The 14,220-nt window shown below is 73.0% G+C and carries 15 protein-coding genes; 12 read left to right on the top strand and 3 right to left on the bottom strand.

Annotated features, from left to right (window positions below; genetic code table 11):
• Window positions 1–216: 216 nt before the first annotated feature.
• The 5 genes from ACFWZ2_RS26970 (at window position 217) to ACFWZ2_RS26950 (ending at window position 4,680) form a co-directional block, all read left to right on the top strand.
• Window positions 217–1,566 carry a DEAD/DEAH box helicase gene (locus ACFWZ2_RS26970; protein ID WP_384549905.1) on the top strand — a complete coding sequence of 450 codons (1,350 nt, stop codon included), beginning with the start codon at window positions 217–219 and terminating at the stop codon, window positions 1,564–1,566.
• Between the two features lie 150 nt (window positions 1,567–1,716).
• On the top strand, window positions 1,717–2,427 hold the full coding sequence (locus tag ACFWZ2_RS26965) for a response regulator (RefSeq protein ID WP_384550061.1): 711 nt from the start codon (window positions 1,717–1,719) through the stop codon (window positions 2,425–2,427).
• On the top strand, window positions 2,424–3,524 hold the full coding sequence (locus ACFWZ2_RS26960; RefSeq protein ID WP_384549903.1) for a sensor histidine kinase: 1,101 nt from the start codon (window positions 2,424–2,426) through the stop codon (window positions 3,522–3,524). Before ACFWZ2_RS26965 ends, ACFWZ2_RS26960 begins: the two co-directional genes overlap by 4 nt.
• Before the next feature lie 213 nt (window positions 3,525–3,737).
• On the top strand, window positions 3,738–4,265 hold the full coding sequence (locus tag ACFWZ2_RS26955) for a hypothetical protein (RefSeq protein WP_384549901.1): 528 nt from the start codon (window positions 3,738–3,740) through the stop codon (window positions 4,263–4,265).
• Window positions 4,266–4,326: 61 nt separating this feature from the next.
• Window positions 4,327–4,680: a hypothetical protein gene (locus tag ACFWZ2_RS26950; RefSeq protein WP_384549899.1), complete on the top strand. Its 354-nt coding sequence runs from the start codon at window positions 4,327–4,329 to the stop codon at window positions 4,678–4,680.
• A gap of 28 nt (window positions 4,681–4,708) precedes the next feature.
• On the opposite strand, the gene ACFWZ2_RS26945 is transcribed toward ACFWZ2_RS26950, so the two are convergent.
• A complete protein-coding gene (locus ACFWZ2_RS26945; RefSeq protein ID WP_384549897.1) occupies window positions 4,709–6,121 on the bottom strand; it encodes an aminopeptidase P family protein in 1,413 nt (470 codons plus the stop codon).
• Between the two features lie 136 nt (window positions 6,122–6,257).
• Here ACFWZ2_RS26945 and ACFWZ2_RS26940 point away from each other — a divergent pair, with 136 nt between their 5' ends.
• Together ACFWZ2_RS26940 and ACFWZ2_RS26935 are read left to right on the top strand one after the other, a co-directional pair.
• Window positions 6,258–7,241 (top strand): LuxR family transcriptional regulator, encoded by a 984-nt coding sequence (locus ACFWZ2_RS26940; RefSeq protein ID WP_384549895.1) that lies wholly within the window; start codon window positions 6,258–6,260, stop codon window positions 7,239–7,241.
• A gap of 47 nt (window positions 7,242–7,288) precedes the next feature.
• Complete coding sequence (locus tag ACFWZ2_RS26935) at window positions 7,289–8,476, top strand: MalY/PatB family protein (RefSeq protein WP_384549893.1); 1,188 nt, start codon at window positions 7,289–7,291, stop codon at window positions 8,474–8,476.
• Between the two features lie 65 nt (window positions 8,477–8,541).
• Here ACFWZ2_RS26935 and ACFWZ2_RS26930 read toward each other — a convergent pair whose 3' ends face one another.
• Window positions 8,542–8,994 carry an Lrp/AsnC family transcriptional regulator gene (locus ACFWZ2_RS26930; RefSeq protein WP_384549891.1) on the bottom strand — a complete coding sequence of 151 codons (453 nt, stop codon included), beginning with the start codon at window positions 8,992–8,994 and terminating at the stop codon, window positions 8,542–8,544.
• A gap of 113 nt (window positions 8,995–9,107) precedes the next feature.
• Between ACFWZ2_RS26930 and ACFWZ2_RS26925 the strand changes: the two genes are divergently transcribed.
• The 4 genes from ACFWZ2_RS26925 to ACFWZ2_RS26910 all read left to right on the top strand — a co-directional run bounded on the left by ACFWZ2_RS26925 (window position 9,108) and on the right by ACFWZ2_RS26910 (window position 12,621).
• Window positions 9,108–9,725 carry a LysE family translocator gene (locus ACFWZ2_RS26925; RefSeq protein WP_384549889.1) on the top strand — a complete coding sequence of 206 codons (618 nt, stop codon included), beginning with the start codon at window positions 9,108–9,110 and terminating at the stop codon, window positions 9,723–9,725.
• A 121-nt stretch (window positions 9,726–9,846) separates the two neighbouring features.
• The gene (locus ACFWZ2_RS26920; protein ID WP_384549887.1) at window positions 9,847–10,584 is read left to right on the top strand and encodes a DJ-1/PfpI family protein; all 738 of its coding nucleotides are present in this window, start codon (window positions 9,847–9,849) and stop codon (window positions 10,582–10,584) included.
• 325 nt (window positions 10,585–10,909) lie between these two features.
• The gene (locus tag ACFWZ2_RS26915) at window positions 10,910–11,659 is read left to right on the top strand and encodes a hypothetical protein (RefSeq protein WP_384549885.1); all 750 of its coding nucleotides are present in this window, start codon (window positions 10,910–10,912) and stop codon (window positions 11,657–11,659) included.
• Between the two features lie 47 nt (window positions 11,660–11,706).
• Window positions 11,707–12,621, top strand: a complete 915-nt coding sequence (locus tag ACFWZ2_RS26910; RefSeq protein WP_384549883.1) for a serine/threonine dehydratase — start codon at window positions 11,707–11,709, stop codon at window positions 12,619–12,621.
• 99 nt (window positions 12,622–12,720) lie between these two features.
• On the opposite strand, the gene ACFWZ2_RS26905 is transcribed toward ACFWZ2_RS26910, so the two are convergent.
• On the bottom strand, window positions 12,721–13,722 hold the full coding sequence (locus ACFWZ2_RS26905) for a Ppx/GppA family phosphatase (RefSeq protein ID WP_384549881.1): 1,002 nt from the start codon (window positions 13,720–13,722) through the stop codon (window positions 12,721–12,723).
• A gap of 272 nt (window positions 13,723–13,994) precedes the next feature.
• Here ACFWZ2_RS26905 and ACFWZ2_RS26900 point away from each other — a divergent pair, with 272 nt between their 5' ends.
• Window positions 13,995–14,195, top strand: coding sequence for a hypothetical protein (locus ACFWZ2_RS26900; RefSeq protein WP_384550059.1), 201 nt, complete (start codon window positions 13,995–13,997; stop codon window positions 14,193–14,195).
• The last annotated feature ends 25 nt before the right edge of the window (window positions 14,196–14,220 follow it).

Genomic DNA, 14,220 nt, shown 5'->3' with positions numbered 1-14,220 from the left:
CCACCGCGTTTCCGGGACCCCGGCCCGCTGCGTTTCGGGGCCCCCGGCCGGAGACCGACGGCACGACCGCGCCGGTCCGGACCGTCACTCCGTGTTAGCCTCAGACGTTTGCACGGTCGGCGCCCGGCGACTCCGGTTCTCCGGTGCGCCCCGTACGCCGACCCTCCACTTCCTGCCGGGCCTTCCTCGGTACGTTCCCCACGCGGAAGGCTCTTCATGACCCACCCCGACCTCTCCTTCGCCGACCTGGACCTGCCGGCCGGGCTGCTGCGGACGCTCACCGAGCAGGGGGTGCGGGAGCCGTTCCCGATCCAGGCGGCCACGCTGCCGAGCGCCCTCGCGGGCCGGGACGTGCTGGGGCGCGGGCGCACCGGGTCGGGCAAGACGCTCGCCTTCGGCCTGCCGCTGCTCGCCAGGACCGCGGGGCGGCGCGCGGAGCCGAAGCAGCCGCTCGCACTGATCCTCGTGCCCACCCGGGAGCTGGCCCAGCAGGTCTCCGAGGCGCTCACGCCGTACGCCGAGGCGCTGCGCCTCCGGATGGCCACGGTCGTCGGCGGCATGTCGATCGGCCGGCAGGCGGCCGCGCTGCGCGACGGGGCCGAGGTCGTCGTGGCCACGCCCGGACGCCTGCACGACCTCATCGACCGCAAGGCCTGCCGCCTCGGCCGGGTGCGGATCACCGTCCTCGACGAGGCGGACCAGATGTGCGACATGGGCTTCCTGCCGCAGGTCACCGAGGCCCTCGACCAGGTGGCCGCCGACGGTCAGCGGATGCTGTTCTCGGCGACCCTGGACCGGGACGTCGACGACCTGGTCCGCCGCTACCTCCAGGACCCCGTCGTGCACGAGGTCGACCCGTCCGCGGGCGCGGTCACGACGATGGACCACCATGTGCTGGTCGTCCACAGCCCCGACCGGTACGCGGTCACCACGGAGATCGCCGCCCGCGACGGCCGCGTCCTGCTGTTCCTCGACACCAGGCACGCCGTCGACCAGCTCACCCGGCATCTGCGGGCCAGCGGGGTGGACGCCGCGGCCCTGCACAGCGGCAAGTCCCAGCCGCAGCGCACCCGGACCCTCGCCCAGTTCAAGGACAGCCGGATCACCGTCCTGGTGGCGACGAACGTCGCGGCCCGCGGGCTGCACGTCGACGACCTCGACCTGGTGGTCAACGTCGACCCGCCCACCGACCCCAAGGACTATCTGCACCGCGCGGGCCGTACCGCCCGGGCCGGTGAGTCCGGCCGCGTCGTCACGCTGGTGCTCTCGGGCCAGCGCCGTGAGCTGAGCCGGGTCCTTGCCGAGGCCGGCATCGAGCCGACGGTCACCAAGGTGCGCTCCGGCGAGGCCCAGCTGAGCCGGATCACCGGGGCCAAGGCCCCCTCGGGCATCCCGCTCGACGGCGGTCCCGCCGCGGCCAGGACCAAGAACCACAACGAACCCTTCCGCGGCCTCGGCACCAGCAAGGACACCTCCCGCGGCACCGGCGGAAAGTCGCGCAAGTCCGGTGAGGCCCGCAAGCTCGCCGAGGCCCGCAGGGCGGCCCGGGTGCGCCGCGGCGGCTGAGCACCGCACCCCCTTCGTTCCTCCTGCACACGGCCCCGTCCCGACCTCGGCACCTGCCTAAAATCCGCGTAAAAATGTGCGGTTATGCTGGGGCTTCTTGTCCGGATTCGAGGGGGGCCGACCGAAGTGAACCGATCTGCCGTACGCGTGATGGTGGTGGACGACGAGATTCTGGTGCGGGAGGGGCTGCGGCGCATTCTGGAGACCTTCGACGGTCTCGATGTCGTCGCGGTCTGCTCGGGGGCCGACGCCGCGGACCAGGCCCTGCTGCACCGCCCCGACGTGGTCCTGCTCGATCTGCGCATGCCCGACCGGGACGGTCTGACGGTCCTCGCCGACCTGCGGTCGCTGCCCGCGCCGCCCGCCGTCGCCCTGCTCACCACGTTCGACGCCGACGAGTTCCTGGCCGCCGCGCTGCGCGGCGGCGCCGCGGGCTTCCTCCTCAAGGACACTCCCCCGGCCCAACTGGAGTACGCGGTCAAGGAGTTGGCGCGGGGCGGCAGCGTGCTCGCGCCCCGGCTCGCGCGTACGGTCGTGCGGCACTACGCGGAATCGGCGGACCGGGAGCCGGGGTCCGGCACGGGCCGACCCGAGCCGACCGGGCCCGAAGCGGCGCGCCCCGAGCCGACGCGCCCCGAACTGACCGACCGCGAACGGGACGTGCTCGCGCTGGTCGCCGAGGGGCTGTCCAACACCGAGATCGGGGAGCGCCTCTACATCGGCACCACCACGGTCAAGGACCATGTCAGCGCCCTCCTGGTGAAGTTCGGGGTCGCCAACCGCGTCCAGGCCGCCGTGCACGCGCACCGGCTCGGCCTGGTGCCCGCGGACCCGGTCGTCGGCGGCGCCGCGAGACGATGAGGGTCGACCGCCGCACCGCCGAGCGCGGGGTCGCGTTCCTCGCCTGCGCCGAACTGCTCACCGTCGCGGAGACCTTCGACCCGCTCGGCCTCGCCGTCTGCTCGGCGGCGCTGCTCGCGCTGCCGATGCGCCGCCGCTTTCCGCTGAGCACCCTGGCCGTGACGCTGCCCGCCACCGTCACCGAATATCTGTGGCTGCCCGCCATGCTCGCGATGTTCGTGGTGGCCTGCCGCGCCTCGCCCCGGGTGATCGCGGGCTGCGGGGCGCTGCTGTTCGTCGCCGCGCTGCTTCCCTGGCCGCCGGGCGCACTCCTGGACCACTCGCGGCCCGAGATCCTGACGATGGTCGAGGGCGCCGGGCTGCTCAGCCTCGGGCCGATCGTGCTCGGCCTGCTCGTCAGGACACGCGACGAACTCAGGCACCGCCTCGCGGACCTGGCCGCCACCCAGCAGCGCGAGCAGTGGCTGGAGTCCCAGCGCGCGGTGACCCGGGAACGCGCCCGGCTCGCCCGCGACATGCACGACACCGTCTCGCACCACGTCGGCATCATCGCCGTCCAGTCCGGGGTGCTCGGCGCCACCGAGCCCGACGCCGGGCGGCGTGCGGACATCGAGGTGGTGCGCGAGCACAGCGTCCGTGCCCTGGAGGAACTGCGCGACATGGTCGGCGTCCTGCGCGGCGCGGATGCCGCAGCGGCCGCGACGGTCGGCAGGACCCGCCTCACGGACCTGCACGGGCTCACCGCGGAGAGCCTCCTCGATGTCGGGGTGCACATCGCCGTTGCGCCGGGCACCAGTTGGGACCCCGCCCTGGAGGCGGCCGCCTTCCGCATCGTGCAGGAGGCGCTGAACAACGTGCGCAAGCACGCGCCCGGGGCGCCGGTCCAGGTGTCCGTCCTGACCACGGAAGGGCAGGACGCACTCGTCGTGGAGATCACCAACGGACCGCCGGGGAAGGACGTCCAGGCGCCCGCCCTGCCCGCCGGCGGGCACGGGCTAGCCGGGCTGCGGGAGCGCGCGGCCCTCGTCGGCGGTCGCGTCGCCGCCCGCCCCACCGCGGAGGGCGGCTTCACCGTCCGGGCCGAACTGCCGCTGTGACGCCCGCCCGTCGGCCCCCGTCCTGCCCGGCCCCCTCCAACTGGAGGGGGCCGGTGGACGGTTACGGCCACCGGGCCGTCGAGGCCAGCATGGTCCCCGGCCGGAACGCCCACGACCTGGGCGTCGGCCACCGAACGGCGGACCGCGGTCGGCCCGCCACACCTACCAGGACGACGCCGCCCGTACCGACGGTGCGGCAGGGGGAGATCCCACATGATGTCGACTCAGCAGCGCCCCGTGTTCCGCCGTGCCTCGCTCGTGGGCGTGGCCGCGCTCACCGCGGGCGCCCTGTTCGCCGGTGCCGCCCCGGCGCTCGCCGCGCACGCGGCCGAGACCCGCGCCGCCTCGGCCTCCGCCACGGAGGAGATCCCCGAACTGACCGCCGAGCAGCGTCAGTTCATCGAGGACGGCATGGGCCCGGAGGCGATGGCCGAGCTGAACCGCGCCATGAGCCAGGGCGGCGACGACGGCGAGATCCGCCCGCGCGCCTTCCCCATAGCCGCCGTCGCCATCGGTGCCGCCGCGTGGTGTGCCAAGGGCGCCGTGGCCAGCATCCCCACGTCGGTCCTCAGCGATGTCGCCGACGGCAAGTTCTCCGGCAAGGGCACCTACGTCAAGAACGCGATCATCGGCTGCCTGGGCGGCGAGATCGGCGGCGTGGTCTGGAAGTTCCTGCCGGGCTGGGTCAAGAACAAGGCCGTGTCCATGGTGGCGGCCTTCATCATCAAGTACATCCGCTAGACACCGAGCTCACCCGCTCGGCACCAGGTACATCCGCTAGGCAATCGGGGCCCGCACTCTCATGGCGTACGTCTTCATCCTCTGCTGCTTCGTCCTCCTCTCGGTGGTCACCCTGCTGGCCGCCCGCGTCGGACACCGCGGCGAGGTCTGCGACCGGAGCGTGGGCTATGAGGTGCCGGACGAGGTCAAGCGCGACCCCGTGCTGCGCGAGAAGGCCAACCGCCTGGTCGCGCACTGGTGCACGGGGGCGTCGATCCTCAGCCTGGCCCCGCTGATCCCCGTCGGCAATGTGCTGTTCGCCGACGGCGACCGGGCCATCGGCACCGGCGGCCTCATCGCCGTCGCCGCCTATGGCCTGGTCGTCGTGGTCGTCGCGGGCTACCCGTTCGAGAAGATCAAGCACCTGGCGCGCTGAGCGCCGTCGGATGGCCCGGTTCGCGCGCTCAGCCCGCGAACCGGGCCATCCACGCCTCCACGTCGTCCGCCGACCGGGGCAGACCCCCCGACAGGTTCTCGTGACCGTCGGCGGTGACGAGCAGGTCGTCCTCGATGCGTACGCCGATGCCGCGCCACTCCTCGGGCACGGTGAGGTCGTCCGGCTGGAAGTACAGGCCGGGCTCGACGGTGAGGACCATGCCCGGTTCGAGGACGGCGTCGACGTACGCCTCGTTCCGCGCCTGCGCGCAGTCGTGCACGTCGAGACCGAGCATGTGACCGGTGCCCGCCATGGTGAAGCGGCGCTGGAGGCCGAGTTCGTACGCCCGGTCGGCCGGTCCTTCGATGAACCCCCACTCGACGAGGCGCTCGGCCAGATAACGCTGACAGGCCTCGTGGAAGTCGCGGTACGCGGCGCCCGGCTTGACCGCGGCGAAACCGGCCTCCTGGGCCGCGTGGACCGCGTCGTACACCGTGCGCTGCACGGACGTGAAGGTGCCGCTGATCGGCAGCGTGCGCGTGACGTCGGCGGTGTACAGGGTGTGGGTCTCCACTCCGGCGTCGAGCAGAAGCAGGTCACCGGGGCGCACCGGGCCGTCGTTGTCCGTCCAGTGCATGATCGTGGCGTGCTCGCCCGCGGCGCAGATCGAGCCGTAGCCGACGGCGTTGCCCTCGAGGCGGGCGCGGCGGAAGAACGTGCCCTCGATCCACCGCTCGGACGACGCGACCGCCCGCGACAGCTCGCCGACGACATCGGTGAATCCGCGCACCGTGGAGTCCACGGCCTTGCGCATCTCCCCTATCTCCCAGTCGTCCTTGACCAGACGGAGATCGCTGAGGGCCTCTTCCAGCGCGTCGTCGCGGTCCGCGTCGGTGGTGACGGCGGCTTCCAGGGACGGGTCGACGCCGCGCACGATCCGGGTCGGCGCGCCCGAGGAGGCCGCCAGGTCGTCGGCGGCCGTACGGACGTCGCGGCAGGCAAGGCCGAGCACCAGCTCCGACTCGGCGAGCGAGCGGCGCCTGCCCATCCACAGTTCCGCGGTGGGCCCGGTCCAGAACTCGTCGTCGTCCCTGCTGTCGCGCGGCAGCTGGTAGCAGTACGCGTCGTGGCCGCCGTCCGCGCGGGGTTCGAGGACGAGCGCGCCGTCGCGGGCCTGGTCCCCGGTCATGTGCACATAGCCCGAGTAGGCACGGAAGGGGTAAGTGTCGTCGTTCGAACGGACCTTGAGGTTCCCGGAGGGGATCACGAGGCGCTCGCCGGGGAAGCGCGCGGAGAGCGCGGCGCGGCGGCGGGCCGCGTGCGGAGCCTGTTCGCCGAGCCGCAGGTCGTGCCGCTCGGTGTCCTCCCAGCCCGTCCGCATCAGCGCGGACAGTTCATCGGAGATCCCTGCGTAGAGCCCGTTCTTCCGGCGCTTCGCCACGGCGTACACCTTCCTCATTCTCGTCTGGAGGTCCTGGCTCCCGGACGGTATCCCGTACCGCCCGCACCGGGTGCCGACGAGTGCCAGTGGCACAGATCGGCCACGGCCACGTCCGCGACCGCCGATAATGCGGCTCATGACGAACGCGAAGCTCGCCGAGGCGCTGCGCCTGCTGGGGCTCGAACCCGCGGCGGCCCGGGTCTACCTGGCGCTGCTCGAACTGGCCCCCGCCCCGCTCGGCGCGATGGGCCCGGCGGCCGGTCTGGACGGTGCGGAGCTCACCGCGGCGTACGGCGCGCTCGTCGACGCGGGTCTCGCCAGCGCCGCCGACGACAGCGGGGGCGTGGTGGCCCCGGTGCCGCCCACCGCGGGCCTCGAGATCCTCGCCAGGCACCGGGCGGCCGAGGTCGAGGAGTCGCGCATCGCCGTGGGCGGCGCATTCGAGTCGTTCCGGCGGCAGCGTCTTGCCGCGTACAACGACGACCTCGTGGAGGTCGTCACCGGCGATGCCATCGGCCCCAGGATCCGGCACGCCTGGGCGAGCGCCCGCGAGCAGATCCGGCAGTTCGAGTCGCCGCCGTACTTCCCGCTGTCCGGTGCCACCGACGACGCGCTCGCCACGCTGGCCCGCGGTGTGACGCAGCGCGTCGTGTACTCGCGGGAGTCCCTCGAGTACCCGGGCCATCTCAAGGACGTCATCGAGCCGTGCGTCAACGCCGGTGAGCAGGCCAGGGTGTTGCCGTCCGTGCCGGTCAAACTCGTCATCATCGACGAGGCGTACGCCCTGGTGTCCCTGTCGATCAGGGAGGCCGACGTGCACAACACCATGCTGGTCGTGCAGCCGTGCGGCCTGCTCTCCGCGCTCATCGCACTGTTCGAGCAGTCCTGGCAGAACGCCCTGCCCTTCCACGGCCGCACCACCCGCCCCGGCGGCCTTCCGCCCGCCGACCGCCGTCTGCTGTGGCTCCTCGCGGGCGGCGCCAACGACGACGTCATCGCCCGCGAACTGGGCATCAGCCGTCGCACGCTCTTCCGCCGCCTGCAGATCCTGATGGCCCAACTGGGCGCCGCGAACCGCTTCCAGATGGCCTTGCAGGCGCAGCGGAGCGGATGGTTGTAGGGCCCCAGAGCAGGTCAACGGGGGCGCCCCGAGCCTACGATCGGTCCATGGATCATGCGTCGAAGAATGCCGCCGTGTCCCCGGTCGCCAATCCGCTGCGGCAGCTGTCCCTCGACCGGCTGCGGGAACGCACGAGCATGAAGTGGCGGACGTACCCGGCCGACGTACTGCCCCTCTGGGTGGCCGAGATGGACGTGCCGCTCGCCGAGCCGGTGGCGCGCGCCGTGCACGACGCCATGGAGCGCGGCGACACGGGCTATCCGGCGGGGACGGACTACGCCGAGGCGCTCGCGGACTTCGCCGCGCGCCGCTGGGACTGGGACGGCCTGGCCGTCGGGCACACCGCGATCGTCCCCGACGTGATGCTGGGCATCGTCGAGATGCTCAAGCTGGTGTCGGGTCCCGGCGACCCGGTGGTGGTCAACTGCCCGGTGTACCCGCCCTTCTACCAGTTCGTACGCAACGACAACCGGCCGGTCGTCGAGGCGCCGCTGAGCAAGGAGGGCCGGATCGACTTCACCGCGCTCGCGGCCGCCTTCCGGGACGCGGCAGGCCGTGGCGGGCGGGCGGTCTACCTGCTGTGCAGCCCGCACAACCCGACCGGGACGGTGCACACCGCCGCAGAGCTCGAAGAGGTCGCCCGGCTTGCGCGCCACCACGGCGTACGCGTCGTCATCGACGAGATCCACGCGCCGATCGTGGCCGAGGGGGCCCGGTTCGTGCCGTATCTGAGTGTGCCGGGCGGGGCGGACGGTCTTTCCCTGATGTCCGCCTCCAAGGCGTGGAACCTGGCCGGGCTCAAGGCCGCCCTCGCCGTCGCGGGGCCCGCGGCCGCGGACGACCTGGCCCGCCTCCCCGAGGAGGTCGGTCACGGGCCGAGCCATCTCGGCGTCATCGCGCACACCGCCGCCCTGCGGCAGGGCGGCGCCTGGCTCGACGCCCTGCTGGCCGGACTCGACGAGAACCGCCGCCTGCTCGACGAGCTGCTCGGCGACCGGCTGCCCGCCGTGCGGCACCGCCCCGGCCAAGCGACCTATCTGGCGTGGCTCGACTGCCGCGGACTCGGTCTCGGCGACGATCCCGCGGCCGTGTTCCTGGAGCGCGGCCGGGTCGCCCTGAGCCGCGGGGCGGACTTCGGGCCGGGCGGCGCGGGCTTCGTCCGGCTGAACCTCGCCACCTCCCCCGAGATCCTGACCGAGGCCGTCCGCAGGATGGCCTCGGCCGTGAAGGCGTGAAGGCGTGAAGGGTTGAAGGAGTGAAGGGGTGAACCGGCAGGCCCCGGCTCGGCGGACGGCCGTGGCTACTCGGGCAGCGGCCGGTCGTGGACGACGCTCTTCATGACCAGCGTGGAGGTCAGTCGCTGCACGCCCGGGAGCTTGGCCAACTGCTGGTCGTACAGCTGCTGGTAGGCCGCGAGGTCGGTGGTGGCGACGCGCAGGAGGTAGTCGGGCTCGCCGAACAGGCGCTGGGCCTGGGTGACGTTCGGGACCGCGGCGACCGCCGCCTCGAAGGCCTCGACGGTGTCGCGGTCCTCCCAGCGCAGGGTGGCGAAGACGAGCGCCTCGAAGTCCAGGCCGACGGCGGCCGGGTCGACGACCGCGCGGTAGCCGCGGATCGCGCCCGCGCGTTCGAGGTCGCGCAGGCGGCGATGGCAGGGCGAGACGCTCAGCTTCACGCGCGCGGCCAGCTCGGTCACCGTGAGACGGCCGTCCAACTGCAGCTCGGTAAGAATCTTCCGGTCCAGGGCATCCATGGAGAAGATTCTCCCTCCCAGGGCGCGATCATGGGGTAAAGACGGAAACATCTTCGGGCATATCGCGCCTAATCTTCCCTCCGTAAGGCAAGAAGTGCGGGAGGGGACGGTCCATGGACACGACGACGGTGGCGGCATTCCTGGCGGTGGACCTGCTGCTGGTGTTCACCCCCGGCGCGGACTGGGCGTACGCCATCTCCGCGGGGCTGCGCGACCGGTCGGTCGTCCCCGCGGTCGCCGGGCTGATAGCCGGATACGCGGGGTACACGCTGCTCGCCGTGGCCGGACTCGTCGTGATCGTGGCGAGTTCGACGACCGTCCTCACCGTGCTCACCGTCGCCGGGGCGGCCTATCTGATGTGGCTCGGCTGGGGCGTCCTGCGGCAGCCCGCCACGCTCGCCGCGGACACGGAGACCGTGTCCCACTCACGCTGGCAGGTTGCCCTCAAGGGCGTCGGCATCAGCGGCCTGAACCCGAAGGCGCTGCTGCTCTACTTCTCGCTGTTCCCGCAGTTCATCGACTCAGCGTCGTCCTGGCCCGTCGCCGCGCAGACCGGGCTGCTCGGCACGCTCCACATGACGGCCTGCGCCGTCGTCTATCTCGCCGTCGGCGTCCTGGCCCGCACCGTCCTGACGACCCGGCCGTCGGCGGCCCGGGCGGTGACGCGGGTGTCCGGGGCCATGATGATCCTCATCGGCGGGTTCCTGCTGGCGGAGCAGCTGCTCGGCTGACGCGTCCGCCGCGCCCCCGAATCGTGTGGCCACGGGAACTCCGGCCCGCCTCCGTCCGACCAACTCCTCGTAGGGCCGCCGACGTTCGGCGGCACGGACCTGGTGGACGGAGTCGTACGGCATGACAGGGATGAAGCGGCGCAGCGCGTTGAGGACGGCGGCGGGTGCGGGGGTGGCCGCCGTCGCCTGGGGCGCGACGGACCGGACCGCGTCGGCGGCCGCACCGCGGGAGCGGACGGCACGGCAGCCGCTGCGCGTGCACATCGTCGGGTTCGACGGCGCGGAGGAGTTGGACGTGATCGGCCCGCTGGAGGTCTTCGCGGCGGCGGCCTCCATGGGGCATCCGGTGCGGCCCCTGCTGGTCACCGGCGGGCGGCCCGGCAGATTCACCGCGAGTTTCGGCACGGACGTCGCTGCGCCGGGCGCCTGGGACCCCTCGGCGGCGGACGTGATCGTCGTCCCCGGCGGCGGGTTCCGGGACAAGGAGGCGCCGGGCGTCTGGGCCGAGATCAAGAAGGGCGTCCTCACCCGGGAGCTGCGCCGCGCCGAACGCCCGTCGCTGACCCTGTTCGGCGTGTGCACCGGGGTGATCGTCCTGCATGCGGCAGGAGTGATCGGCAACCGTCCCTGCACCACGCATCACCGCGCCCAGGAGTATCTGAAGGGCCAGGGCGCGGACGTGCGCACCGTCCGCGTGGTCGACGACGGCAACCTCGTGTGCGCGGGCGGCGTCAGCTCCGGCATCGACGGCGCGCTGTGGCTCCTCGAGCGGGAGCTGGTACCGCAGGTCGCGTCGAGCGTCGAGGCGTTGATGGAGTTCGAGCGGCGGGGCACGGTGCTGCGCACGGCGCATACGTAAGAGCGCATGCGTAAGGGCGTGCGGCGAAGCGGCTGTTCAAGCAACCGCTCGACGCGACGAGGCGGCTGTTCAGGCAACCGCTAAGCGCTCCGCGGGAAATGCGGTCCGCATCTGCGGGTGCGTCGTGGCTGGTCGCGCAGTTCCCCGCGCCCCTTCGGGGCACACCCGAACCGCAGCGAACTTCCACAAGGCCGCTTAGACTCCGCGCGTGCGTTGATCCTTCGGGCGGTGGCCGGGTGCCACCGCGGACGGTGGGGCGCCCCTCCTTCCGGCGGGGCCGCCCCGGTCGCCATGCCCGCCACCACTCCCTCCCGGAGATCACGCGATGACCACCGAACAGCCCCTGACCTACGACGCCTTCGTCGCGCTCGCCGCCGCCGACCCGGCCGTGGTCGGCCTCGTCCTCAAGGGCTCCCGGGCCCACGCGCACATGGCCACCCGGCACTCCGACCACGACGTGTACGTCGTCCTCGCCGACGGTGCGACGACGGAGCTCAGCCGGTTCGCGGGACACCGCACCGCCCAACTCGACCTCGTCGTCTGCTCGCTCGACGAGTTCCGCGCCGCGGGCATGCCCGGCTTCGAGCGGTACGCCCTCGCGCGCGCCCGCGTCGTGCTCGACCGGCTCGACGGAGGCATCGCCCGGATCCTGGCCGCCAAGGCGGGGCTCGACGCCGACGAGGCGTTCCGGGCCGCGGACGAGTGGCTCGACGCCTACGCCAACTCCCTTTACCGCTCCGTCAAGAACGACCGTGACGGGCATCCCCTCGCGGCCCGGCTCGACGCCGCCGACAGCATCGGGTTCCTGCTGGAGCTGCTCTTCGCGCTCGACCGGCGGCCCCGCCCGTACAACAAATACCTGGAGTGGGAACTCGCCCGCTTTCCGCTGCCCGGCTGGGACACCGGCATGCTGCTCGACGCCATGGACCGTATTTCGGGGACGGGCGACGTGGCCGTGCAGCGCGGGCTGTTCGCGCAGGCCGAGGCGGCGGCGCGGCGGGCCGGGCACGGCGCGGTGCTCGACGCCTGGGGCGCCGACCTGTCCCTCATGCGGCCGCCACCCGCGGGTAGTTGATCGATCGTCACTGGCGCCGAAGGGGGCGCCCCGTGGACCATGGCCCCGTGAAGACTCAGACGTACACACCGTTGGCCTCCGATGTCCGCGCGGCCGCCGACAGGATCCGTCCGTACGCCCGGCGCACTCCCCTGCTCGATCTTGAGGCAGACGGCCGGCGCGTCCTGCTGAAGCTCGAATTCCTGCAGCGCAGCGGCTCGTTCAAGCTGCGCGGCGCGCTCAACGCGTTACTTTCGGGGCCCGGGGACGAGCATGTCGTGGCGGCGTCGGGCGGCAATCACGGCCTGGCGGTCGCGACGGCCGCCGCACTGCTCGGCGTGTCCGCGACGGTCTATGTGCCGGAGACGGTGCCCGCGGCGAAGGCCCGCCGCATCGAGGCCGCCGGTGCGCGGCTCGTCCGGCACGGCGCCACGTTCGCCGAGGCCGCGGCGGCCGCGTCGGATGCGGCGGCGCGGCCGGGGCACCGGTTCCTCCACCCCTATGACGATCCGGCCGTCGTGGCGGGGCAGGGCACCGTGGCCGCCGAGATCGTGGCCGCGGAGCCCGCCGTCGACGCGATGGCGGTGGCGGTCGGCGGGGGCGGTCTCGCGGCGGGTACGGCGCTCGCGAGTGCCGGGCGCCAGGTCGTCGCCGTCGAACCGGAGCACTGCCGCTGCCTCCACGACGCGCTCGCCGCGGGCAGGCCCGTCGACTCGGCCGTGGACTCCGTCGCCGCCTCCGCGACGGGCGCGAGCCGGGTCGGCGAGATCGCCTTCGCCGTGCTCGGCGCGCACGACGTGTCGTCCGTGCTGGTCGACGACGAGCAGATCCTGCGGGCCCGCGACCGGCTGTGGGAGGAGTGCCGGATCGCGGTGGAACCGGCCGCGGCCGTGCCGTTCGCCGCGTGGCTGGCCGGACTGGTCCCCGGTGACCTGCCGTGTCTGGTCGTCTGCGGCGCGAACGCCGACTGGACCGCCGGGTGAGGACGCGGCCCGGCGCCGATGTGCCGGGCACCGGCAGGGGCTGTGGCGCCGACCGCGGCACACGGTCCTGCCGGATCCGGGTCGCGGGTCCGGGCGGTCTCAGCCGGTCAGCCCCGCGACCCTCAACGGCACGGTGCGGTACGGCACTTCCTCCCCGTCCGCCGCGGCCCACCAGCCGGGGCCGTCCTCCATGCGGCGCAGCAGGATGCCCTCGCGGATCGCCCACGGGCAGATCGTGACGGTGTCCAGGTCCATCAGCTTCATCGCGGTGTGCCCGACCACCGCACCGGCCAGGCTCTGCGCCGCACGCGGTGCGGAGATGCCGGGCAGCTCCGCCCGGTCGGCCTTCGGCAGCGCGGCGAGACGGTCCTGGGCGCGGCGCAGGTCGGAGCGGCGCAGCGTCCGGGTCACGAACGGGCCGTGCCGTCCGGGAGTCGCCCCGCACAACCTGCCCAGCTGCTGGAACGTGCGCGATGTGGCCACCACCGTGCGGGGACCTTCCCAGCGGATCCGCGCGGCCACGTCCCGCAGGTGGTGCCGTACGGCTCTGCGCAGCAGCTTGACCTGGCCGCTGGTCGGCGGTTCCGCGTGCCCGGTGCCGAACTCGCGGGTGAGCCGGTTGGCGCCGAGCGGCAGCGACATGACGAAGCTCGGGAGGCGTCCCCGGCCGAAGGCCACCTCCAGCGAACCGCCGCCGATGTCGAGCAGCGCGAGCGGGCCCGCCTGCCATCCCATCCACCGCCGGGCGCCGAGGAACGTCAACTCGGCCTCGGCCTCCCCCGACATGACGCGCAGCCGCACACCCGTGGACTCGTACACCCTGTCCAGGATCTCGTCCCGGTTCGGCGCGTCCCTGACCACCGCGGTGGCGAAGGCGAGCGGCTCCTCCGCGCCCCTGCGCCGCGCCTCCTGCCGCGCCTGCGCGACCGCGTCGGCGAGCAGGTCGACGGTTTCACCGCCGAGCCGTCCGCACGGGCCCACATGGTCGGAGAGCCGCAGCTTCCACTTGGCCGTGTGCACCGGCAGCGGCGCACCGCCCTCGGCGTCGGCCACCACCAGACGCACCGTTCTCGACCCGACATCCAGCACGCTCAACCTCATGGGTTCCTCCCGGCCCTGCACTGTGTCCCGTCACCCTCGATGATCGATCGACCCTCGCTCGTACGCGAGTTCCCGTCAACGGGGCGTCGCCCCGGTGAACTCCGGGAGAATTTCAGATGACTTGGCATCCGACGACCCGTTCGTATGATCGTCGGTGACTTCTTGATCGGACCGCGGTTACACAGGGCGGGCGGGCCGCGCTGGACGGCCCCGTACGCGTACGGCCCTTGCGGTCCAAGGAGGTTGCGGTGAACGGCAGTTGGGTGCAGACGATGTCCCGTTGGGCGCTGGTCGCGGCGGTGACGGCCGCACCGGCCGTCCTGTGCTCCGGCACGGCACACGCCGACGAGACCCATACGAACGCGCACAACGCGCCCAGGGTCAGCCTGATCAGCACCGGCCAGATCGACGACCCGCTGGAGGACGTGCTGGAGCACACCCTCCTCTTCGGTGACGGCTACCGCTGGGACTGACGGCGCCGCCCGGCCGCTTCCCGCG

This window comes from Streptomyces sp. NPDC059002 (assembly GCF_042740435.1).
Lineage (GTDB): Bacteria > Actinomycetota > Actinomycetes > Streptomycetales > Streptomycetaceae > Streptomyces.
This window is presented reverse-complemented; position numbering and strand designations above follow the sequence as displayed.

What these genes read in the sequence shown, in the direction of transcription:
- ACFWZ2_RS26970 (WP_384549905.1), top strand. Translation starts at nt 217, where the DNA reads ATGACCCACCCCGACCTCTCCTTCGCCGACCTGGACCTGCCGGCCGGG.
- ACFWZ2_RS26915 (WP_384549885.1), top strand. Translation starts at nt 10,910, where the DNA reads ATGACCACCGAACAGCCCCTGACCTACGACGCCTTCGTCGCGCTCGCC.
- ACFWZ2_RS26940 (WP_384549895.1), top strand. Translation starts at nt 6,258, where the DNA reads ATGACGAACGCGAAGCTCGCCGAGGCGCTGCGCCTGCTGGGGCTCGAA.
- ACFWZ2_RS26930 (WP_384549891.1), bottom strand. Translation starts at nt 8,994, where the DNA reads ATGGATGCCCTGGACCGGAAGATTCTTACCGAGCTGCAGTTGGACGGC.
- ACFWZ2_RS26920 (WP_384549887.1), top strand. Translation starts at nt 9,847, where the DNA reads ATGACAGGGATGAAGCGGCGCAGCGCGTTGAGGACGGCGGCGGGTGCG.
- ACFWZ2_RS26900 (WP_384550059.1), top strand. Translation starts at nt 13,995, where the DNA reads ATGTCCCGTTGGGCGCTGGTCGCGGCGGTGACGGCCGCACCGGCCGTC.
- ACFWZ2_RS26905 (WP_384549881.1), bottom strand. Translation starts at nt 13,722, where the DNA reads ATGAGGTTGAGCGTGCTGGATGTCGGGTCGAGAACGGTGCGTCTGGTG.
- ACFWZ2_RS26955 (WP_384549901.1), top strand. Translation starts at nt 3,738, where the DNA reads ATGATGTCGACTCAGCAGCGCCCCGTGTTCCGCCGTGCCTCGCTCGTG.
- ACFWZ2_RS26925 (WP_384549889.1), top strand. Translation starts at nt 9,108, where the DNA reads ATGGACACGACGACGGTGGCGGCATTCCTGGCGGTGGACCTGCTGCTG.
- ACFWZ2_RS26960 (WP_384549903.1), top strand. Translation starts at nt 2,424, where the DNA reads ATGAGGGTCGACCGCCGCACCGCCGAGCGCGGGGTCGCGTTCCTCGCC.
- ACFWZ2_RS26965 (WP_384550061.1), top strand. Translation starts at nt 1,717, where the DNA reads ATGGTGGTGGACGACGAGATTCTGGTGCGGGAGGGGCTGCGGCGCATT.
- ACFWZ2_RS26950 (WP_384549899.1), top strand. Translation starts at nt 4,327, where the DNA reads ATGGCGTACGTCTTCATCCTCTGCTGCTTCGTCCTCCTCTCGGTGGTC.
- ACFWZ2_RS26935 (WP_384549893.1), top strand. Translation starts at nt 7,289, where the DNA reads ATGGATCATGCGTCGAAGAATGCCGCCGTGTCCCCGGTCGCCAATCCG.